Source organism: Amycolatopsis sp. Hca4, from assembly GCF_013364075.1.
Lineage (GTDB): Bacteria > Actinomycetota > Actinomycetes > Mycobacteriales > Pseudonocardiaceae > Amycolatopsis.
The window spans coordinates 10033950-10053781 of sequence record NZ_CP054925.1; the positions used below are offsets into that span (position 1 = coordinate 10033950).

The following is a 19832-nucleotide window of genomic DNA, read 5'->3' on the forward strand; positions in this document are numbered from 1 at the left end:
GGTATCCAACCGAGGCGACCGGAGCGGAACGCGCCCCGGCGCGGGCTACGTCGGCCGTTCCACCTGTTCGTCGGCTCGTGTCCTTGCGCCGACGGTGGCCGATTCCGGTTTGTGGTGGGCGTTCTTCACGTCGTGCACGACACGTTGCCAGTGGCGGAGCGAGTTGCCCGGCATGTCGGCTTCCCGCAGGATCTCGACGCGGTCCTGTCCGTTCAGCCAGATGAGGAACGACCGGTCCACCACGTTCAGCCGGCGGGCGCCGAAGTCGTAGTCGAGAACGATGGGGCTGATTTCGAGGTGGTGCATCTGGAACTCGGCGATGTTCGGCAGTTCGGCGAGAAGGTCCCGTTGGCGCGGACCGGCGCCGAGGCCGAAACTGTCGATGAAGTTGACGATCTCCTCCACCTGGAGCCCTCCTTCGAGGCGGGCGACATCGCTGGCGATCACGGCGTACAGAGCCCATCGGTAGATCTCGGCCAGCTCGGCGTTCGGTCCCGCGGAGAAGCCGTCGATGAAGCTGGTCGATCTGCTCGACTGGTCGCGCACGATGTCCTGCATGAGCTTCCTGGCGAGTTCGAGGGACCCCACGGGACGGATTTCGCGTCCGGAGTCGCCGATGATCCCGGCGGCGATGCACGCCTGGTAGCAGACCTGCTGCACGACCCAGACGCTGCCGAGGCAGTTCTCCAGTACGTAGTCGCAGAAGTCGCTTTCGAACTTCAGCCCGATCAGGTTCTCACCCTTCTCTATGACGTCTTCGAGTTCGGTTCTCGACCAGTGATCGGCGTTGACTGTGGCTATCCGGCTGCCCAGATCGCCGTTGAACCTGAGGAGTTTGTTGTCGTCCAGCCAGACGCCGATCATGACGAACCGGTAGGCCGAGTAGTCGAAATAGCCCTTCAGTGCCCGCGAGAAAGACTTTTGCACGACACTCGGCAGGTAGTGAAAATCCTCCAGGATGATCAGGGAGTCGAACTCGATGGACTCGAGCGCCCGGATCATGTCGTTGATGTCCTCGGGATCGAGTTCGAGGGGCTCGGTGGTCTGGATCTGCTCCCGGGAGCGTTCCGATTCTTCGCCCGTCGAGGTGGTCATGTCGAACCCGGGTGCCTTGAAGTGGACGTCGACCTTCGCGTTGATCTTCGACTTCCCGGAAACGCTGGTCGAACTCGACTTTTCGACCCGGTACCCGACCGCCTTCAGGATCGCCGCGTTCAGTTCCGCGAGGCTGGTGATCTCGATGCAGGCCACGACCACGTGCGGCTTGTCCTTGATGTTCCACTTGCGCAAGCAGGTTTTGCCCTGCTTCGACGAGCCGTGGATGACGATGTGGTGGTTCTGGTTCAGTGCCAGGAAGAGCTTGTTGTCGACCTTGTCGCGCTCGACGTAGTTCATGGGCAGTTCGCGAGAGATGCCGAAGACCTCATCGACGAAGGTGAATCGGGGGGCGTTCTCCGGAAAACGCGGGTACTTTCCGGCGAACTTCCCGGGTTCCTCGAAAAGGAACACTGTTCCACCCTCTTGGCTTTCGGTCGTTTCGCGATGAGGTGTGGCAGCGTACTGGAAGATCGATTCTGCTCGTTTCGGCGTGGGAGCCCGATGCACTGCCCGAGCCCGGACGCCTTGAGCGGCCCAGTACTACCAAGTGACAGGCAAGCTGGTGACACCCCGCAGCAACCCGCCCCGACGCCACCCGATCCCTTCGGCCGGAATCGCCAGGCGCAGCCCCGGCAGCCGGCGCACCAGGGTCGACAGCAGGATGCGCAGCTCCAGCCGGGCCAGCGGGGCGCCGAGGCAGTGGTGCACGCCGTAGCCGAACGCGAGGTGGTGGTTGACCGCGCGACTGAAGTCCAGCTCGCCGGCCGAGGGGAACACCTCTTCGTCGCGGTTGGCCGCATCCAGCTGGACCAGGACCGCGTCGCCCGCCCGGATGACCTGGCCGCCGAGCGAGAGGTCCTCCCGGGCGATCCGCGCGAAGTCCGCGACCGTCGACAGCGGGACGTAGCGCAGCAGTTCCTCCACCGCGGCCGGGATCAGCTCGGGCCGGGCGACGAGCGTCGTCCAGCGGTCGCAGTCGGACAGCAGCTCGACCAGGAAGCTGCCGGCCAGGTTCGCCGTGGTCTCGTGGCCGCCGGTCAGCAGGGCCACGCCGAGCATGAGCAGTTCGCGGTCGGTCAAGCGGTCGTCTTCGTCGCGGGCGGCGACGAGTGCGGTCAGCAGGTCGTCGGCCGGGTGCTCCCGGCGCTGTGCGATCAGCGTCCGCAGTGCGCCCGCCAGCTTTCCGCGTGCCTGCGAGACGTCCTCGGGTGTCACGTCCGAGGCGACCAGCGTTTCGGTGCACTCGCGCACCATCCGGCGCTGCTCCGCCGGTACGCCGAGCAGTTCGCAGATCACCAGCACGGGCAGCTCCCACGTCACCGCCGCCGCGAAGTCCGCCGGTGGCGCGACGCCGTCGAGGAGCGTGTCGACGATGGCCTGGATCCGCGGCTGGAGCAGCTCGACCCGGCGGGCGGTGAACGCCGTGCCCACCAGCGCCCGGATCCGGTGGTGCTCCGGCGGATCCATGGCCAGCAGGTTGCCCGCCGGTTCGAGGCCGGGACGGCCGCGCGGCACGTCCGCCCCGGCCGCGGCGGCGCGCGAGAACCGCGGGTCCGACAGCACGAACCGGGTCTGCTCGTAGCCCGTCACCAGCCAGGCGTCGCCGCCGTAGGGCATCGTGACGCGGACCGGTGCGCCGGCCTTCCGCAACCGGGCGAACCGCGGGTGCAGCCGCAGGGCCACGGCGTCCCCGAAGGGGTAGGGGACGGGCTGGACGTCCATCGGCACATCGTGGCGCACCCGGGCAGCGGCGAATACCGCCCAACGGCGGCTCCTCCCCGGGGCCAAAATGTCCACAATGGAGTGATCACGAGCGGAGGACGAACCCGGCGACGTCGTGGCCGAGCTGCCGGCCGGCTTCGTGGTCGAGCCGGGTGTGGACGCCGGCCGTGATCCGGCTGAGGCCGGCTTCGTCGGCGGCGCCCTGGAACGACGTAAACCGCCGGACCACGCCGGGCAGCGCTTCGGAGGTGACGGCCAGTGGCCACCGCGGACCGTACTCCTGGCGCAGGACCAGCGCGCCCGCCTGCGCGATGACGCTGTGCGCGCCGGGGTACGCCGGGTCGGCCGGGGTGGTCGCCAGGCCCGACCAGTCCGGGATGCCGTCGGTGGCCGGGTTGCCGTCCGCGGCGGCGAGCCGGATCGCGGTGATCGGGCGCCAGATCCGGTAGTGGTACTTCGCGTCGTAGAAGGCGATCACGGCGTCGGCGAAGCTCAGGTTGAGCCGCGCGAACACCCGGGCCGCCACGAGCAGGCCGCTGCGCGAGCCGCCGACGACCGACTGGGCGATCTCGTTCCAGTAGTTCCAGATCGGCGCGGCCCAGAACCGCGCCTGCTCGGTCTCGTCGGCGGTGCGGGTCGTGCTGGTGTCGCGGCCGGCCGCGGCCACTTCGGCCAGGGCACGCGCGTAGCGGGCGCTGCCCGGCGAAGGGTACGGACCGGGCCGGAACTGCGCGGCCCGGTCGAGCACGAACGGCGTCACCGCGGCCCAGTGGGTGAACACGGCGGGGGCGAACGCCGGCGGGGTCGGCCGGTACTGCCCGGGTGCGGTGCCCGGCGGCAGCACCGGCGGGACCGCCGCCGACCCGTCGTCGGCCCGCAGGCCCAGCAGCAGCCGGGCGACGAGCCGCCCGGCCCGGGTACCGGCCTCCCGCGCGGCCGGCGGCGTCACGCCGGCCAGCTGCCCGGCCAGCAGGTCCGCCAGCACGCCGGCCCGGGTGGGGTAGAGCGCGGCCAGGACGTCGTGGGCCGCCTGCGCCGCGGCGGCCTCGGGCGCCGCCCGTTCCGGGACGTCGACGGTGAACAGGTAGGGCCGTCCGGTGCCGGTCGTCGCGACGACGGCGTCGTGGATGGCCGCGTGCAGCAGGGCGAAGCTGCGGGTCGGGTGCACGGTGGCCGGCTGCAGGCCCGCCGTGCGCACGATGGCCAGCAGCTGCCGGTTCCAGTCGATGACGACGTCCGCGCCGCCGGCCCGCGCGGGCGCCGCGGTGGCCGGACCGGGCAGGCCGGTGGTGGCGAGCGCGGCGGCGGCCGCGCAGCCGGTCACGAGCAGCGTCCGGCGCGACATCGAGGTGGTGGTCATGGCGCTCCCAGGTCGTCGGAGGGGTCGCTTGCCGATACGGTCACGGGTTACGGCGTAACCCGGGCGCGTATCCCTCGGTGGCGGGAACGGTCGGCGGGGAGAAGGCGGGCGGTGCCGGTGGCACAGCGGTTCCGGCGCAAGCGCGCCGAACAGGACGAAGCGGGCGCGGCGCCCCGTCCGCGGCTGCACGCGGTCGGGCCGGACGTCTACCCGGACTGGGAGGCGGTCTACCGCGACAACGTCGACCGCGTCCACCGGCTGATGTTTGCGAAGGTGGGCAACCGGCCCGACGCCGAGGACCTCACGACGGAGGTCTTCCTGACGGCGTTGCGGCCGCTGCGCGTTTCGGCGAGCGTGGGCGAGGTGCGGGCGTACCTGCTGGCCACCGCGCGGACCGTGCTGGCCGGGCACTGGCGGCGCACGCTCGGCCGGGAGATCACCACCCTGGACGACGAGCACGACGTCGCCGCCTTCGAAGCCGGCGCCGTCGACCCGGGCACCCTCGCCCGTGCCGAGGCGATCCTCGCGCTCCTGCCGGAGCGGCACGCGAAGATCCTGCGGCTGCGTTTCCTGCAGGCGTGTTCGCTCAAGGAAGCGGCGGAGCAGCTCGGCATCACCGTCGGCAACGCGAAGGTGCTGCAGCACCGGGCGTTGCGCCAGGCGGCCCAGCTGGCGGAAGGGATGGAGACGTGAGCACTCGAGGCGTCCGCCGGTTCGTCAAGGACCTCCTGCGGCGGCGACGGCCGCGCCCGTTCGCGGCGGGTCCGGGCGACGAGGCCGAGCTGCGGACCGCGGTGCTGCTGCGCGCCGCCCGCCCCGGCGCCGCGGCGGCGAGCGAGGAGTTCGTGGCCGGGCTGCACCGCCGGCTCGCGCGGGAACTCGGGGAACCGGCGCCGGAGCGGGGCGGCACCCGGCGCCGGTTCATCCAGGTGTCCTCGGCCGCCGCGGTGGCGGCCGCGGCGGGTGCGGGCGTCGAGTACCTGGTGACGTCCGGAGCCGAGCCGCCGGAAGAGGAAACCCTGCGGCCGGAGAACGGGCGGTGGCGGGCCGTGGCCGCGGCCCACGACCTGCCCGAGGGCGGCGTGCTGCCGTTCGACTTCGGCGCCGTGGCCGGCTTCGTGCGCCGCACCGGCGGCGAGGTGCGGGGGGTGTCGGCAACTTGCACCCACCTCGGCTGCCGGCTGAACCTCGACGCCCCGGCCCGGCGGCTGAACTGCCCGTGCCACCGGACGTCGTTCGCCGTCGACGGTGCGGTAGTCCTGCACCAGCTGCCGGTGACGCCGCCACCGCTGCCGCAGCTGGTGGTGCGGGAGGCCGGGGGAGCCGTCGAAGTCCTGGTGCCGCCGGAGGGTGCGTGACCGTCGCGGGGTCCGCGGCACGGGGAAATCCGGGTCGCGGGACTCGGGTCAGCCGGTGAATCACTGTCGGTACCGCTGTTCGAACACTCCGATGGATCCCCGGAAAACGGTTTCCGCGGCGATATTCTGGTGGCATGAGCGACGACAAATGGATCATGGAAATGGAATTCGGCCCGATGAGCCTGCCGAAGCCGGATGTGAGCGAGACCAGGGACAGTCCCGGAATGGGACTCGGCGCCATCGCCGGAGGCGCGGTGGCCACGGCCGCCGCGATCGCCTTCCCACCCGCGATCGCGGTGGCGCCGTTGATCGTCGCCGGCGGAATGGTCGCCGGGATGGCCGTCGAAGGAAAACTCTCCGGCGAATAGCGTTGCCGGCGCATCCGGCTGTGGGGAAAGGAGCCGCGGCTCAGTCTTCGGCGGCGCCGAACTGCGCGCGCTGGTGTTCGGTGATGTCGATCAACCGGCGCTTGAACCGCTCGTAGTCGGCGGCTCCCATCCGTTCGGCGTGGCGACGCTGGATGTCGGCCATGATCGCGTCCGCCGTGCGCATCTGGGCGAGCCCGCGGTCGGTCGGGCAGATCAGCTTCGCCCGGCGGTCTCGCGGGTCCGGGAGCCTGCGGACGTAGCCCAGCGACTCCAGCTCGTCGATGAGGATGCCGATGTTCTGCTTGTGCTGGCCGGAAAGCTTCGACAGGTCGGTCGCCCGGACGCCGTCCGGGTCGAGGTAGGCCAGCACCGCGCCGTGGCGGGGCTTCAGGTCGGCGAAGCCCCGCTCGGCCAGCGTCGAGAACAGCTCGCGCTGCACCGCGAACAGCAACCGGCCCGCGAGCACGCCCAGGTCGGGGTTCGTCGCGTTGCGTTCCGCCCGGGTCACCATCCGCCGCTCCTCGCCGTCGCCTTCCGCGGACAGCCTAACGATCAGCCCGCCCGGTGACGGTTTCCCGGATCCACTCGGCGATCTCCGCCCAGACCGGGTGCCCGGGGTGGACGACGTCGAAGTGGGTGCCGCCCTCGACCTCCAGGTAGCGGGCCGTGCCGCCCTCGGCGGTCACCTTCTCCGCGTAGCGGCGGCTCCACTCGGCGGGCACGGCTTCGTCGGCGGTGCCGTGGACGGCGAGCACCGGGACGCCGGGGCCGGCCAGCTCCAGCGGTGACGTCCAGGCGTGGTGCCCGGCGGCCAGCAGCGGCACGATCCCGCCGCCGACGGCGTCGGCCACCGCGGGCCACACCTCGGGCCGGGCCGGTTCGGGCGCGTCCTTCGGCGGCTCGGCGTCCGGGTCGGCGAGCACCTTCCCGAAGCCCGCCGCGTCCGCGGCACGCAGGTCGAGCGCGCCGGCCAGCTCGACCAGGCCGACCGGGGTGATCTTCGGGTGGGCGCCGGGTGCTTCGGGCGGGAGCGCGCCGCGGTGGGCGGCCCAGGTGGCCAGGTGCCCGCCGGCGGAGTGGCCGAGGAGGACCACGCGGGTGGTGTCGAGGGCGGGGTCCAGGCCGTCGAGGGCGTCGATCGCCGCGGCGACGTCGAGGAAGGTGCCCGGCCAGCCACCACCGGGCTCGCCGATCCGGCGGTACTCGACGTTCCACACCGCGTAGCCGCGCCCGACGAGGTCGTCGACGACGTCGGTGATCTGGCGGCGGTCCCACATGGCGGTCCAGTAGCCGCCGTGGAGGACGGCGACGACGGGGAACGGGCCGTCGCCTTCGGGCAGGTAAAGCTCGCCGACCTGGGACGGCTCGGGGCCGTAGGCGACGGTCCGGACCCGCCGGGTGCCGTCTTCGGCGTCGTCGTACCGCACGCCGCGCTCGGCGCCGACCAGGCCGCCGATGGTGGCGAAGAAAGCCCCGATCGCGGGCAGGTTGGCGCCCTTGGCCTTCGACTCGTCCCAGGCGGCGTCGTCGGTCCACTCGACGAAGTCCAGCCAGGTCCGCTCGTCGAGGCGGACCAGGCGCGCGGCGAGGAAGCCGCGCCGGTCCTCCCGGAACGCGGCCACCATGCCCGGGCGCGCGGCCAGCATCGCCTCGGTGTTCTCCGGTGCCACGGTGAACGTGGTCAGCTCGATGACCGACATCGTCAGCTCCTCGGGTCTCCCTTAGTTGGTCAAGATTCATGATAGTCATAGATCGTGACTAAATGCCACACCCGGGTTCCCGCCGGTGCTGGTGGTGCGTCCACTGTGGACCCGAGTCGACGCGGTTGCGCTCCTGGCAAGGTGATCCGCGGTGCCGCTAAGCTCATCGGGTCGCCGGGCGGTGTGGCGGCCGGCTGGTCTGTTCGGAGCAACGGCGTATCCCCGCGCCGGGCCGGTGCGTCCTGAGCACGGCGGAACGGGGCGGTGCGGAGGGCCGGGATGGCGGATCGGCAGGCGCCGGGCATCGAGCTCCGGGTGCTGGGTCCGTTCGAGGTCGACGCCGGCGACGGCCCGCTCGACGCCGGCGGGCCGCGGTTGCGGGCGATGCTGGCGCTGCTCGCGGCGCACGCCGGCCGCCCGGTGAGCGTGTCGCTGTTCGTCTCCGAGCTCTGGGGCCCCGAACCGCCGCCGGACGCCGAGCGGACCGTCCGGACCTACGTTTCCCGGCTGCGGCGGGCGCTGCCGGCGGCCGCCGGGCTGATCGGCACCCGGGCACCGGGGTACGTCCTGCTCGAACCGGACACCGTGGACGCGGTGCGGTTCCGGAAGCTGGCCAGGGACGGCCGCGCGGCGCTGACCGGCGGCGCGGCCCCGCTCGCCCGCGAACGGCTGACGGCGGCGCTGGACCTGTGGCGCGGCCGGGCCTACGACGAGTTCGACGGGATCGCCGCCCTCGAGGTGGAGCGGACCCGGCTGGTGCGGGAACGCCTCGACGCCGTCCAGGACCGCGTCGACGCCGACCTGTCCGCCGGGGCGGGCGGGGAGCTCGTCGCCGAGCTGACGGACCTGACCGCGGCCCACGCCGGGCACGAGCGGCTGTGGGGCCAGCTGATGACCGCGCTCTACCGCGCGGGCCGGCAGGCGGACGCGCTGGACGCCTTCCGGCGCGCCCGCCACGAGCTGGTCGAACACGCCGGCGTGGAGCCGTCCGCCGAGCTGACCGCCATCCAGCACCGCATCCTCGCGCACGACCCCCGGCTGCAGGCCGCGCCGACGGCGCCCGTGCCCGTGGCGACGCGGCCGGCCCAGCTGCCGCCCGCGGTGGGCGGCTTCACCGGGCGCGCGCCGGAACTCGCCGCCCTCGACGCCGCGGCCGCCGGGATCGACGGCGAGGTCGTCGTCCTCGCGATCTGCGGCACGGCGGGCGTGGGCAAGACGGCGCTGGCCGTGCGCTGGGCCCACCGCGTCGCCGCCCGGTTCCCCGACGGGCAGCTCTACGTCAACCTGCAGGGCTTCGACCCCGGCGGCGTGCTGGCGGCCGGGGAGGCGCTGCGCGGGGTGCTGACCGCGTTCGGCGTCTCCGCCGACCGGCAGCCCGACACGCTGCAGGCCCAGGTCGCGTTGTACCGGAGCCTGACCGCCGGGAAGCGCGTCCTGGTCGTGCTCGACAACGCCCGCGACGCCACGCACGTCCGCCCGCTGCTGCCCGCCGGGCCCGGCTGCGCGGTGGTCGTCACCAGCCGCGACGACCTCGCCGGGCTGGTGGCCCGCGACGGCGCCCGCCGGATCGCGCTGGACGTGCTGGCGCCCGGCGAAGCGGTCGCGCTGCTCCGGCGGCTCGTCGGCGACCGGATCGCCGCGCCCGCGGAGCTCGCGGACCTCGCCGTCCAGTGCGCCCGGCTGCCGCTGGCCTTGCGGGTCGCCGCCGAGCTCGTCGCCCGCCGCGGCCGGGTCGGGCTCGAGGACCTCGCCGACGAGCGGCACCGGCTGGACCTGCTGGACGCCGGGGCGGACGCGGAAACCGCCGTGCGGGCGGTGTTCTCCTGGTCGGAACGGCACCTGCCGCCCGCGGCGAACCGCCTGTTCTGGTTGCTGGGCCTGCACCCCGGCCGCGACACCGACGGCGAAGCGGCCGCTGCGCTGGCCGGTGCCGACGCCCGCGACGGCCGCCGGCTGCTCGGCGTGCTGGAGGGCGCCCACCTCGTGGAGGCGTCGGGCACGGACCGCTGGACGATGCACGACCTGCTGCGCGCCTTCGCCCGCGAACGCGCGCAGCGGCAGCTCGCCGAACCCGAACGGCGCCGTGCGCTGAAGAACCTCTACGAGCACTACCTCGCCCGTGCACTGGCCGCGATGGACGCGCTGTTCCCGGAAACCGTCCGGTGGCGGCGCGACGACGGCGGCCCGGACCGGCCCGGATCGATGTCGGCGGTCGCCGCGAAGACGTGGCTGGACACCGAACGGCTCACCCTCGTGGCGATCACGCGCACCGCGGACGGCGAGCTCGCCGGGTACGCGGTCGAGCTGGCACGGGCGATCGACGAGTACCTGAGCGTCGGCTACCACAACGCCGACGCGTTCTCGGTGCACCAGCGCGCGCTCTGGGCGGCCGAGCGGCTCGGCGACCCGGCCGGGCAGGCGCGCGGCCTGCTGGAACTCGGCCGCTCGCACGCCCGGTCCGGTGCCTACGGGGACGCCGACGACCACTACCGGCGCGCGCTGGGGCTGTTCCGGCAGCTGGGGGACCGCGCCGGGGAGGTGCGGACGCTGATCGCGCTGGGGCACAACGAAGGCCGCGTCCGCCGCCACCACGAGGCTTTGGCCCTCTACGGCCGGGCGCTGGCGATCGGCCGGGAGATCGGCGACCGCGGCCAGGAAGCCGTCGCGCTGGCCAGCATCGGGCAGGTGCAGCACATCCTGGGACGCCACGAGGAGGCGGTGACGTGCTACCGGCAGGCCGCCGCGATCTACGCGGAGACCGGCCAGCGCGTCGGCCAGGGCCGCATCCTCAACGACCTCGGCAACGCCCTGCAGAGCCGCGGCCGGCTGACCGAGGCCCACGACCACCACGAGCGGGCGCTGCGGATCCTGCACGACATCGGCGACCGCGCGGCCGAAGCCGTCGCGCACACCGACCTCGGCCGGATCGCCTCGCGGTGGGGCAGGCACGCCGAAGCGCTCGAACACCACCACGAGGCCCTTGCCGTGTTTTCGGAGATCGGCGACCCGGTCGGCGAAACGGAGGTGCTGGTCAACCTGGGCACGGCGTACGAACGCATGGACCGGTACCCCGAAGCGGGCGACGCGCACCAGCAGGCCCAGACCCTGGCCGCCAAGCTCGGCGACCGGCGGCTCGAATGCACGGCGCTGAACGGGCAGGGCCGGGTCGCGTGCGCGGCCGGCCGGACCACCGAAGCGCTCGGCTACCACCAGCAGGCCCTGACGCACGCCCGGGCCATCGAGGACCGCGAGCAGGAGGCGCACTCGCTCGACGGGATGGCGGCCGCGCACGCGAGGGAGGGCGCGGCCGCCGAGGCCCGCCGGAGGTGGGCGGAGGCCCTCCCGATCTACGAGGCGCTGGGGATGCCGGACGCCGCCGAGGTGCGGGAACGCCTCCGCGAACCAGGGTGAAAGCTCGCTGGCGTCCTCTGTGGACTGGATCTGGTGGTCCACAGAGGACCGCAGCTGGTGCCGATCGAGTTGTCGACCACGCTGGCGCCTTGGGAGTAGCCGGCCGGCACGAAGCGCTGCCGGGGGCAGGCGGCGGCCTGGCTCGTGACGGGGTCGGCCAGGTCGCGGTTGCCCTGCTGGACCGAGGCCGGTTCGCTGAGGTCGGCCGGGTGGTTCACCGCGTAGCTGCTCACCGAGCGTGGCTGCAGCCGGCTCTGCACGGCCGCGTGGACCGCGTCGCCCACGAACAGGCCGAGTGCGCCCGGTTCGAAGGTGCCGCGGGCCACCGACACGTCGACGTCGGTGCAGGCGAGTGCCGCCGGGGAAAGCGACTGTCGCACCCGGGGCCGCGGCCCGGCAAAAGCGGTCCGATCCGGCCGCCGGGCGGCTGTGCCCGGGTGACAGAAAGTCCGATGTGGACACTCGGATCCGACGGCTTCCCGCTGGCGTCGCCGGTCCGCGGCAGCCGGTCGCCCCGCGGCGGTGTCACGCTCTTGATCGGTTGAGAAAAATGCCGCCCCTTGGCGGTGTCGCCTGCTCCGCGACCGCTGCTTTACTGCCGGGTAAAGCTCGGAAGGCCAGCACGACAGGTGGAGGACACGCTTGACGCCCCGGTACAACGGTCACCAGCTCGCCACCGCCGCCCGGCGCCCGGCCGACGACGATCTCCGAAGACCGGCTCAGGCGCACGAGCTCGCCGGGCTGATGCGGCCGGCGCTGCCCCAGCTGGTGGACCGGATCGTCCGCGAGGTCCGGCGGGCGGTGCCGGTGTACGCCCGGCCGGACGAGGGCCGGTACAACCACGTGACCCGCGAGGGCGTCGACTGTGCCGTCCGGCAGTTCGTGGACCTGATCGAGGACCCGTCGACCACGCGGGACAAGCTGCACGAGACGTGCCGCCGGCTCGGTGCCCTCGAAGCGCGCGCGGGCCGCACCCTGGACGACCTCCACGCCGCGTACCGCGTGGGTTCCCGGGTCGCCTGGCAGGGGATCATGCGGCTCGGGCAGCGCCACCACCTGTCGTCGATGGCCATGGGGCGGCTGGGCGAAATGCTGTTCGGCTACGCCGACGAGCTCGCGAAGATGTCGTTCCAGGGCCACCGCGAAGCCCAGGTCGAGCTGGAAGGCGCCCGCGAGGGCCTGCGCCGCCGGCTGCTGCAGCTGGTCCTCGATCGGCCGGCCGTCCCGGCCGAAGTGATCGCCGACGCCGCGCGGGCCGTCGGGTGGCCACTGCCCGACACCGTGCTCGCGGTGGCGGTCGAGCCGCACACCCCCGTGAGCCGGGCCGCGGTGGCCTCGTGGGGACCGGACGTGCTGAGCAACCTGGAGCTGCCGCACCCGCACCTGCTCCTGCCGGCCCCCGTCGAGCGCGAGCGCCTGCAGCACATCGCCGCCGAGCTCGGGGTGCGGATCGTGGTCGGGCCGCCGACCCCGCTGGACAAGGCGGCGAGCTCGCTGCGCTGGGCCCGCGCGGCCGAACGGCTCGTGGCGGCGGAGGTGCTGCCCGGGACCCGGATCACCTGGTGCGCCGAGCACCTGACGACCCTGTGGCTGCTGTCGGACGAGGACCTCGTCGACCAGCTCGCCCGGCACGAACTCGGTCCGCTGGCCGGGTTCCCGGAGGCCACGCGGCTGCGGCTGGCCGAGACGCTGCTGTCGTGGCTGGGCCACGGCGGCAAGGTCCCGAAGATCGCGGCCGAGCTGGTGGTGCACCCGCAGACCGTCCGCTACCGCCTGCGCCAGCTCGAGCAGGTCTTCGGCGACCGCCTCCACGACCCGAAGACCCGCTTCACCATGGAGATGGTGCTCCGCGCCATGGCGCTGCGGCGGACTTCACCTTCCTGAGAGAACGCTGAGTGCGCACCGGAGTTTTGTCGATCGATCACTGCGTCAGGCCCCCGCCGATGTCCTACACTCCGCAGCCTCCGAGGAGAGGAATCCCGCTGCGATGCGTGCGTCCTGGCGCCAGCGCCTGCTGCAACCGATCCGGGTGCGGTTGAGAGACACCGTGACCGAAGCCGTCACACCGCTGATGGTGCGGCAGCACCGGGAACTCGCCGAGCTGCGGGCCGAGAACCGGCGGATCTACGACCGCCTCATCGAGTTCGAGATCCGGACCCGGCGCGACGTCGTCTACGCCGCCGACCGCCGGGCCGCCCTCGAGTCGGCCGAGTTCGTCCGGTCCCACATGCCCGACGCACCGCGGTTCGACCACCCGCAGGGCACGCTCGAACACGCCCTCTCGCTCGCGCCCACCGGGGGCATGGCACTCGAGTTCGGCGTCTACACCGGCGCCACCCTGAAAATCATCGCCGCCGCACGGGCTTCCGGCGGTGTCTTCGGCTTCGACTCCTTCCAGGGCCTGCCCGAAGACTGGCGCATCGACTTCCCGGCGGGGACGTTCAGCGTCGAGAACCGGCCCGAGGTCGCCGGAGCCGAACTGGTCGTCGGCTGGTTTTCCGACACCCTGCCCGGTTTCCTGGCCGCCCACCCGGGACCGGTCGACTTCGTCCACGTCGACGCGGACCTCTACAGCTCGACGAAGACCGTGCTGGACCTGGTCGGCCCGCGCCTGCGCCCGGGCTCGGTGCTGGTGTTCGACGAGTTCTTCAACTTCCCCGGCTGGCAGGAGCACGAGTACCGGGCGTGGCGGGAGTACCTCGACCGCACCGGGATTTCCGTGAGCTACGAGGGGTATTCCTACGCCGACGAGCAGGTGGTCGTCCGGATCACCGGATAGCCGCCTCCGCGCGACCGGCCCGCCGATCCGCACCACCCGAAGGCCTTGGCGCGCGGCCTGCGGTTCGACCTCGCACGTCGAGAACACCTCGACGTGCGAGGAACCGCCCCGCTCCGCGTGGACCGGAACCGGCTGAGCCCCGCGGCCGGCCGGTCCCGGTGCACCCCGCTGTCCACCTCGTCGCGAGGCGGACAGGATCCGGAAAGGGGGCACTGGTTGGCTGTGCCGCATGCCTTTGGACCTGCTCTTCGCGACCATGCCCGTGCCCGGCCACGTCGGCCCCCTGCTGCCCATCGCCCGCACCCTCGCCGCGCGGGGGCACCGGGTGCGGTGGTGCTCCGGTGAGGTGTTCGCGGAGCGGATCCGCGCCACCGGTGCGGAATTCGTGGCGATGGACCCGGCCATCGACCACCGGGGCCGCAACGTCGATGAGCTCTTTCCGGAGCGCACCCGGCTCAACGGGATCGCGAAACTGCGCTACGACATGCGTTCGGTGTTCCTGGAACCTATTCCGGCGCAGGTCGCGGACCTGCGCCGGGAGCTCGGCCGGCGGCAGGCGGACCTGGTGCTGCACGACGCCGCCCACGTCGGCGCCGCGGTGCTCGAGCAACTGGGCGGCCCGCGCGCGGTCAGCGTCGGGGTCACGCCGCTGATGCTGCCGGCGCCGGAGGTCCCGCCGTTCGGGCCCGGGCTCCGGTACCGGCGCGGGGCGCTCGCCCGCCTGCGCAACGGCGTGGTGCGCCGGCTGCTGGACGACGTCGTCTTCAAGCCGGTGTACGACCACCGCGACCGGATCCTCGCCGGGCTCGGCCTGCCGGCCGGGGAACGCGGGCTGTCCGGGGTCTCGCCGCACCTGCACCTCCAAAACGGTGTCGCCGGGCTGGAACACCCGCGCGAGCAGCTGCCGCCGCAGGTGAAGTTCGTCGGGGCGCTGGTCGACCCGGCGCCGGCGACGGAGCTGCCGGAGTGGTGGGACCGGATGATCGCCGCGGGCCGCCCGATCGTGCACGTCACCCAGGGCACGGTCGCGGACACGGACCTGGGACAGCTCGTGCGGCCCGCCATCCGCGCGCTGGCGGACGAAGACGTCACCGTCGTGGCGAGCACCGGCGCGCACGAGCTCGGCCCGTTGCCCGGCAACGCGTTCACCGCCCCGTTCCTGCCCTACGACCGGCTGCTGCCGGAACTGTCCGCGATGGTGACCAACGGCGGCTTCGGCGGGGTGCAGCTGGCCCTGGCCCAGGGCGTGCCGCTCGTCGTCGCCGGGGCGACCGAAGACAAGCCCGAGGTCGCCGCCCGGGTCGAGCGGTCCGGCGCGGGCCTCAACCTGCGCACGGCGACCCCGTCGGAGAAAGCACTGAAGACGGCGGTGCGCAAGCTGCTGGACGGCGAGTCCCACCGGCGGCGGGCGGGGGAGCTGGCTGCGGAGTACCGCGGGCTCGACGCGGGAGAGTTGTGCGCCGACCACGTCGAAGGACTGGCTCGCGTGCGGGTGTGAGCGCGCGGTCGGATGGGGGCGGCGAGCGGTGTGCAGACCGGCCCGCCTGGTGGCGGTCGCCTGAGGTGGGTCATTCCGGTCGGTTGGTGGAGCGGTACGCCGAGCGCGGTCAGACGAGGGCGGCGAGCGGTGTGCAGACCGGCCCGCCTGGCAGCGGTCGCCCGAGGTCGTCCACTCCGGTCAGTTGCCCGAGCAGCACGCCGAGCGCGGCGCGGTGCAGCGGGTCGGGGATCCGCCCCACCGCCTCCTCCGCCTGCGGCTTCCACCGGGGACCCGCCAACGCGGTGAGGTGCGCGGCGGCCACCGCGGTGCGGATCGGCAGCGCCCGCTCGGCCGCCACCGCCTCGAGGAAGCACGTCACCGCACCGGTTTCGTCGCGACGGCGGACGTGGGCCAGCCCGAGCAGGTTCGCGGCCGCGGCGCCGAGGTCGGCCGCGGCGAGGGCGGCCGCCTCCGCCCGGATCCGGTCGAGCGCCGCGACCGCCGCCGGGAGATCGTCGTCGAGGTCCAGGTAGGCGAGGCGCAGCTCGGCGTACCCCCGCTTGACCGGCGCTTGCCCGGCTCGCGCGACCTCCCGCGCCCGCGCCCACCGCGCGCGGGCGCGGGCGCGGTGGCCGGCCTGCTCTTCGGCGTCCCCGAGCCGCAGGTGGGAGAAGACGACGCCGAACCGGTCGTCGATGCCCTCGAAGTACCGCAGGTTCGCCTCCGCCGCGGCCACGGCGGCCGCGAGGTCGCCCTCACGGCGGTGCTGCTCGGACCACACCGCGTCCAGGATCGCGCGCAGCCACGGGTGGTCGAACTCCGCCATGACCTCTTCGGCTTCGTCGAGGCAGGCCCGCGCCTCGGCGCCCGGGCGCAGCTGCACGGCCACCGCCGCGACGGCCGGCAGGGCGATGCGGACGCCGTCGCGGTCCGTCGTGGTGCGGTAGAGCGCGCGCACCCGCTCCGCCGGCGCCCACGGATCGGGCAGCACCCCGGACGCCCAGCCGAGGTAGCTGTGCCAGGCCAGCGCCACGGCGAGCGGTCCGTCGCACCCGGACCGCGGGCCGGCGTCGAAGCAGCCGATCGCCCGGCCGAGCCACCGCGCGCCTTCCGCCTCGCGCCCGCACACGTACCAGAGGTAGCCGAGCAGGCCCTGCAGCACGAGCGCGCGGGGCCCGTCGCCGCGTCGCAGCAGCCAGGTCGTCACCGCCCGCACGTTGGGGAGCTCGGCGAGGAAGCGGGCCGGCAGTTCCTGCTGCCGCGGGGAGGACAGCCCGGCGTAGACCTCCCGGCCGAACGCGATCCGGACCTCGGCGTGCCGGTCGTGGAACACGGTGGTGTCCGTGGTGGACGCCGCGTAGCCGCGGACGGTCTCCAGCAGCCGGAACCGGCCGTCGTGGCCGGCGACCACCAGTGACTTGTCCACCAGCGCCGCGAGCACGCCGGCGGTGGCGCCGCACACGCGTTCGGCGTCGGCGAAGGTGCAGCCGTCCCGGAAGACCGAAAGCCCGGCGAACACCCGGCGTTCGGCCTCCGACAGCAGCGCGTGGCTCCAGTCGAGCAGGGCGCGGACCGAGTGGTGCCGGGCCGGCGCGCGCCGGGAGGCGTTCGCGAGGTCGTCGAGGCGGGCTTCGATCTCGCCGAGGGAGAACAGCCGGGTACCCGCCGCGGCCAGTTCCAGCACGAGCGGCAGCGCGTCGAGCCGGGCGCAGAGCCGGCCCACGGCGGCGTCGCCGTCCCGGACACCGGGTGCGCGGTCGCGGAACAGCCGGATCGCGTCCGGCAGGGCGAGCGGCGCCAGCGGAACCGGGCGCTCGCCCTCGATGTTCAGCGGTTCGCGGCTGGTGGCCAGCACGGTGAGCCGCGGGCACTGCCCGAGCAGCAGCTCCGCGGCCGCGGCGGCGTCCTCGACGACGTGCTCGCAGTTGTCCAGCACCAGCAGGACTTCCCGGTCGCGGAGGTGGGCGAGCAGCCGGTCGCGGGCGGGTGCCGCGGGCTCGCCGTCCAGCAGCGTCGCCGCGAGCGCGTCGAGCACGCTGCCGTCGCGGGCGACGGAAGCCAGCTCGGCCAGCCAGACGCCGTCGGGGAACCGGCCGCGCAGCCGGTGCCCGAGCTCGCGGGCGGCCCGCGTCTTGCCCACCCCGCCCGGCCCGGTCAGGGTGACCAGGCGCCGTTCGGCGAGCAGCCGCTCGGCGCCGCCGAGATCGGCGTCTCGTCCGAACAGGATCCCGACCGGGTGCGGCAGGTTGCCGCCCGGCGCTCCGGCCTCGTCGCGCAGGATCGCCAGGTGCAGCGCGGCCGTGCCGGGCCCGGGGTCCGTGCCCAGCTCGTCGGCCAGCCGCCGCCGCAGGTCATCGAAGACGGCCAGCGCTTCCGGACGGCGGCCACCGCGGTGCAGGGCGCGCATCAGCAGTTCCGCGAACCGTTCCCGCAACGGGTGTGCCGCGACGAGCCCGGCGAGCTCCGGCACCAGCTCCCGATGCCGGCCGAGGGTCAGTTCCGCGTCGAGCACGGTGTCCAGCGCGGCCAGGCGCAGCTCTTGGAGCCGGGCCCGCCAGACGTCGGCGAAGTCGTAGCCGACCGGCTGCCGCCACCGTGCGAGCGCCTCGCGCAGCACGGTGACCGCGCCCGCCGGATCGCCCTGCCGCGCCAGCTCGTGTCCCGTGGCGCAGGCCTCGGCGAACACGTCGGCATCGACCTCGCCGTCCCGGGTGAGCAGCCGGTAGCCCCCGCGTTCGGAAACCAGCCGCGGCTCCGGCAAGGCGGCGCGCAGCTTCGCGATCTGGACGTGCAGCGCGTTCACGGGATCCTTTGCGGACTGCCCGGTGGCGAACAACCGGCCGGAGGACACCACATCCGGCCGGGAAACCAGCAGCATGGCCAGGATGGCCCGCGCCCTGGCCCCCGGCAGCGCGACGGGCGTGCCGTCATCGCCGAGCACTTCGACGGAGCCGAGCAGGCGGAACTGCATGGCCGGCAGTTTCCCACGCCGGGACGCCGCGGCCGAGGTGCCCTAGACCGGGCCACCGAGACGGGCCGCCGCGCGCACGGGGGCTTCGAAGAGGCCGGCGATCCGGGCGTAGCCGACGTCGTTCGGGTGAAACCAGTCGTCGGCCAGACTGCCGCGGATCGGGCTCAGCGCCGGCCCGCGCAGCTCGGCTACGTGCACCCGGCCGTCGCCGGCCGCGGCGTCGATCAGTGCGTTGGCCGCCCGGGCCGCCGCGTTCCGCCTCGGCAGCGTGGCCACGACGGACCGGCCCGGCGGCAGCTGCTCCAGCACCCGGCCGAACCGGTCCGGGACCGCGCGGCGGCGGCCCCGGGTGAGCATGTCGTTGGCTCCGACGAGGACCGTCACCAGCACCGGCGACGCGGACAGGGCGCGCATCCGGGGAAGCTGGTGCTCGAGAACGTCGGCCACCCGGGCGCCGGACGCGGAAAGGTTGACCACCGCGAACGGTTCGCCGAGAAGCGCGTTCAGCCGGGGTACCCACCCGCCCTCGACGCTCGCCGCGCCGATGCCCTGGGTCATCGAGTCGCCGAGCGCCACCCAGAGCGGCCGGTCCGACGCGAGCGCCGCGCGGTTGGCGTCCTCCCATGCCTGCGCGAAGGACTCCTTCTGCCCGCGCACCCGGCGCACGCCGGGCAGCACGGCGGCGGCGACGTCGAGCAACCGTCCCGACCACGTCCGGCTCAAGTCTGGCCCTCCTGATCTTTCAGAGTGCATTCTCGAGGACCTCGCGGACCGTGGCAGCGTCGACTCCCGTGAGCGCGGCCCGGAGGTAGAGCCCGTTGAGCGCGGCGGCCAGGCTGTCGGGGCGACGCGCGGCGAGGCGGACGGCCAGGTCCTGCACGACGCTGTCCAGCCGGTCAGCTCGTCGCAGAGGTCGTCGCGGCGGGCGGCGAGCAGCCACAGTTCGTACTCGGCGATCAGCAGGAACCGGTCCTGCTCGGCGTACCGGACGACGTGGGCGGTCAGGCCGTCGACGTCCCGGATGGCGGCGAGTTCCGCGCAATAGCGTTCGTTGACCTCGCGCAGGGCCGTCACCAGCAGGTCGTCGACGGAGGCGAAGTAGTAGAGCACGGCGCTGGCGGCACGCCGGCTTCGGCGGCGACCGTCCGCTGCGACACGGCGGCGACCCCGGACCGGCCGACCACGCGCAGGGTCGCCGCGAGCAGCGTTTCGCGCCGGGCGGCGCCTTTGCGGAGCCTGCCGTCGGCGATTTCAGGTGGCATGGGACTTGCCGAGCTCCAGGGCCAGCACGCCGAGGATGAGCAGGCCGATCCCGCCGACCTGGATCCAGGTGAGCGATTCGCCGAGGAACACCGCGCCGATGAGCGCGATCAGGGCGACCCCGACGGCGGACCAGATCCCGTAGGCGACGCCGACCGGGACCCCCTTGGCCAGTGCTTGCGACAGCGAGTAGAAGGCGACGCCGTAGCCGAGGACGACGACGAGCGAGGGCCAGGGTTTGGAGAACCCGTCGGAGAAGCGGAGCGCCAGGGTGCCGGTCACCTCGGAGACGATCGCACCGGCCAGCCAGAACCACATGCCACCA

General features: G+C 73.6%; 17 protein-coding genes. 7 read left to right on the forward strand and 10 right to left on the reverse strand.

The window, feature by feature from the left end; genetic code table 11:
- Window positions 1-45 precede the first annotated feature (45 nt).
- The 3 genes from HUT10_RS45405 to HUT10_RS45415 all read right to left on the reverse strand — a co-directional run bounded on the left by HUT10_RS45405 (window position 46) and on the right by HUT10_RS45415 (window position 4180).
- Window positions 46-1605 (reverse strand): hypothetical protein, encoded by a 1560-nt coding sequence (locus HUT10_RS45405; protein WP_176176864.1) that lies wholly within the window; start codon window positions 1603-1605, stop codon window positions 46-48.
- 33 nt (window positions 1606-1638) lie between these two features.
- A complete protein-coding gene (locus HUT10_RS45410; RefSeq protein WP_176176865.1) occupies window positions 1639-2820 on the reverse strand; it encodes a cytochrome P450 in 1182 nt (393 codons plus the stop codon).
- Between the two features lie 85 nt (window positions 2821-2905).
- Window positions 2906-4180 (reverse strand): vanadium-dependent haloperoxidase, encoded by a 1275-nt coding sequence (locus HUT10_RS45415; RefSeq protein WP_176176866.1) that lies wholly within the window; start codon window positions 4178-4180, stop codon window positions 2906-2908.
- A gap of 111 nt (window positions 4181-4291) precedes the next feature.
- Between HUT10_RS45415 and HUT10_RS45420 the strand changes: the two genes are divergently transcribed.
- The 3 genes from HUT10_RS45420 to HUT10_RS45430 all read left to right on the forward strand — a co-directional run bounded on the left by HUT10_RS45420 (window position 4292) and on the right by HUT10_RS45430 (window position 5906).
- Window positions 4292-4873, forward strand: a complete 582-nt coding sequence (locus HUT10_RS45420; protein WP_176176867.1) for an RNA polymerase sigma factor — start codon at window positions 4292-4294, stop codon at window positions 4871-4873.
- A complete protein-coding gene (locus HUT10_RS45425; RefSeq protein ID WP_176176868.1) occupies window positions 4870-5538 on the forward strand; it encodes a ubiquinol-cytochrome c reductase iron-sulfur subunit in 669 nt (222 codons plus the stop codon). Before HUT10_RS45420 ends, HUT10_RS45425 begins: the two co-directional genes overlap by 4 nt.
- A 134-nt stretch (window positions 5539-5672) precedes the next feature.
- Window positions 5673-5906 (forward strand): hypothetical protein, encoded by a 234-nt coding sequence (locus HUT10_RS45430; RefSeq protein WP_176176869.1) that lies wholly within the window; start codon window positions 5673-5675, stop codon window positions 5904-5906.
- A gap of 40 nt (window positions 5907-5946) precedes the next feature.
- Here the strand turns inward: HUT10_RS45430 and HUT10_RS45435 are convergent, their stop codons facing one another.
- Complete coding sequence (locus HUT10_RS45435; RefSeq protein ID WP_176176870.1) at window positions 5947-6417, reverse strand: MarR family winged helix-turn-helix transcriptional regulator; 471 nt, start codon at window positions 6415-6417, stop codon at window positions 5947-5949.
- A 34-nt stretch (window positions 6418-6451) separates the two neighbouring features.
- Window positions 6452-7606, reverse strand: a complete 1155-nt coding sequence (locus HUT10_RS45440) for an alpha/beta hydrolase fold domain-containing protein (protein ID WP_176176871.1) — start codon at window positions 7604-7606, stop codon at window positions 6452-6454.
- Between the two features lie 279 nt (window positions 7607-7885).
- Here HUT10_RS45440 and HUT10_RS45445 point away from each other — a divergent pair, with 279 nt between their 5' ends.
- Window positions 7886-11017: a tetratricopeptide repeat protein gene (locus HUT10_RS45445; RefSeq protein WP_176176872.1), complete on the forward strand. Its 3132-nt coding sequence runs from the start codon at window positions 7886-7888 to the stop codon at window positions 11015-11017.
- Here HUT10_RS45445 and HUT10_RS45450 read toward each other — a convergent pair.
- Entirely contained in the window at window positions 10954-11397 is a 444-nt protein-coding gene (locus tag HUT10_RS45450) for a cutinase family protein (protein ID WP_176176873.1), read from the reverse strand. The genes HUT10_RS45445 and HUT10_RS45450 overlap by 64 nt on opposite strands.
- A 262-nt stretch (window positions 11398-11659) precedes the next feature.
- Here HUT10_RS45450 and HUT10_RS45455 point away from each other — a divergent pair, with 262 nt between their 5' ends.
- The 3 genes from HUT10_RS45455 to HUT10_RS45465 all read left to right on the forward strand — a co-directional run bounded on the left by HUT10_RS45455 (window position 11660) and on the right by HUT10_RS45465 (window position 15294).
- Window positions 11660-12901: a helix-turn-helix domain-containing protein gene (locus HUT10_RS45455; protein WP_254897313.1), complete on the forward strand. Its 1242-nt coding sequence runs from the start codon at window positions 11660-11662 to the stop codon at window positions 12899-12901.
- A gap of 187 nt (window positions 12902-13088) precedes the next feature.
- The gene (locus HUT10_RS45460; RefSeq protein ID WP_254897525.1) at window positions 13089-13796 is read left to right on the forward strand and encodes a class I SAM-dependent methyltransferase; all 708 of its coding nucleotides are present in this window, start codon (window positions 13089-13091) and stop codon (window positions 13794-13796) included.
- Between the two features lie 229 nt (window positions 13797-14025).
- Window positions 14026-15294 (forward strand): glycosyltransferase, encoded by a 1269-nt coding sequence (locus HUT10_RS45465; RefSeq protein ID WP_176176875.1) that lies wholly within the window; start codon window positions 14026-14028, stop codon window positions 15292-15294.
- 109 nt (window positions 15295-15403) lie between these two features.
- Here the strand turns inward: HUT10_RS45465 and HUT10_RS45470 are convergent, their stop codons facing one another.
- Genes HUT10_RS45470 through HUT10_RS45485 form a run of 4 tightly spaced genes read right to left on the reverse strand, consistent with a single transcriptional unit; the run spans window position 15404 to window position 19825 of the window.
- Window positions 15404-18247, reverse strand: coding sequence for an AfsR/SARP family transcriptional regulator (locus HUT10_RS45470; RefSeq protein WP_176176876.1), 2844 nt, complete (start codon window positions 18245-18247; stop codon window positions 15404-15406).
- Between the two features lie 42 nt (window positions 18248-18289).
- The gene (locus HUT10_RS45475) at window positions 18290-19357 is read right to left on the reverse strand and encodes an SGNH/GDSL hydrolase family protein (protein ID WP_254897314.1); all 1068 of its coding nucleotides are present in this window, start codon (window positions 19355-19357) and stop codon (window positions 18290-18292) included.
- Entirely contained in the window at window positions 19318-19509 is a 192-nt protein-coding gene (locus tag HUT10_RS45480) for a hypothetical protein (protein ID WP_176176877.1), read from the reverse strand. Before HUT10_RS45480 ends, HUT10_RS45475 begins: the two co-directional genes overlap by 40 nt.
- Window positions 19499-19825 carry a multidrug efflux SMR transporter gene (locus tag HUT10_RS45485; protein WP_176176878.1) on the reverse strand — a complete coding sequence of 109 codons (327 nt, stop codon included), beginning with the start codon at window positions 19823-19825 and terminating at the stop codon, window positions 19499-19501. Before HUT10_RS45485 ends, HUT10_RS45480 begins: the two co-directional genes overlap by 11 nt.
- Window positions 19826-19832: the final 7 nt, after the last annotated feature.

Coding starts and splice junctions, on each gene's coding strand:
- HUT10_RS45410 (WP_176176865.1), bottom strand. CDS start 2,820: ATGGACGTCCAGCCCGTCCCCTACCCCTTCGGGGACGCCGTGGCCCTG.
- HUT10_RS45415 (WP_176176866.1), bottom strand. CDS start 4,180: ATGACCACCACCTCGATGTCGCGCCGGACGCTGCTCGTGACCGGCTGC.
- HUT10_RS45430 (WP_176176869.1), top strand. CDS start 5,673: ATGAGCGACGACAAATGGATCATGGAAATGGAATTCGGCCCGATGAGC.
- HUT10_RS45435 (WP_176176870.1), bottom strand. CDS start 6,417: ATGGTGACCCGGGCGGAACGCAACGCGACGAACCCCGACCTGGGCGTG.
- HUT10_RS45440 (WP_176176871.1), bottom strand. CDS start 7,606: ATGTCGGTCATCGAGCTGACCACGTTCACCGTGGCACCGGAGAACACC.
- HUT10_RS45445 (WP_176176872.1), top strand. CDS start 7,886: ATGGCGGATCGGCAGGCGCCGGGCATCGAGCTCCGGGTGCTGGGTCCG.
- HUT10_RS45460 (WP_254897525.1), top strand. CDS start 13,089: ATGGTGCGGCAGCACCGGGAACTCGCCGAGCTGCGGGCCGAGAACCGG.
- HUT10_RS45465 (WP_176176875.1), top strand. CDS start 14,026: ATGCCTTTGGACCTGCTCTTCGCGACCATGCCCGTGCCCGGCCACGTC.
- HUT10_RS45470 (WP_176176876.1), bottom strand. CDS start 18,247: ATGCAGTTCCGCCTGCTCGGCTCCGTCGAAGTGCTCGGCGATGACGGC.
- HUT10_RS45480 (WP_176176877.1), bottom strand. CDS start 19,509: ATGCCACCTGAAATCGCCGACGGCAGGCTCCGCAAAGGCGCCGCCCGG.
- HUT10_RS45485 (WP_176176878.1), bottom strand. CDS start 19,825: ATGTGGTTCTGGCTGGCCGGTGCGATCGTCTCCGAGGTGACCGGCACC.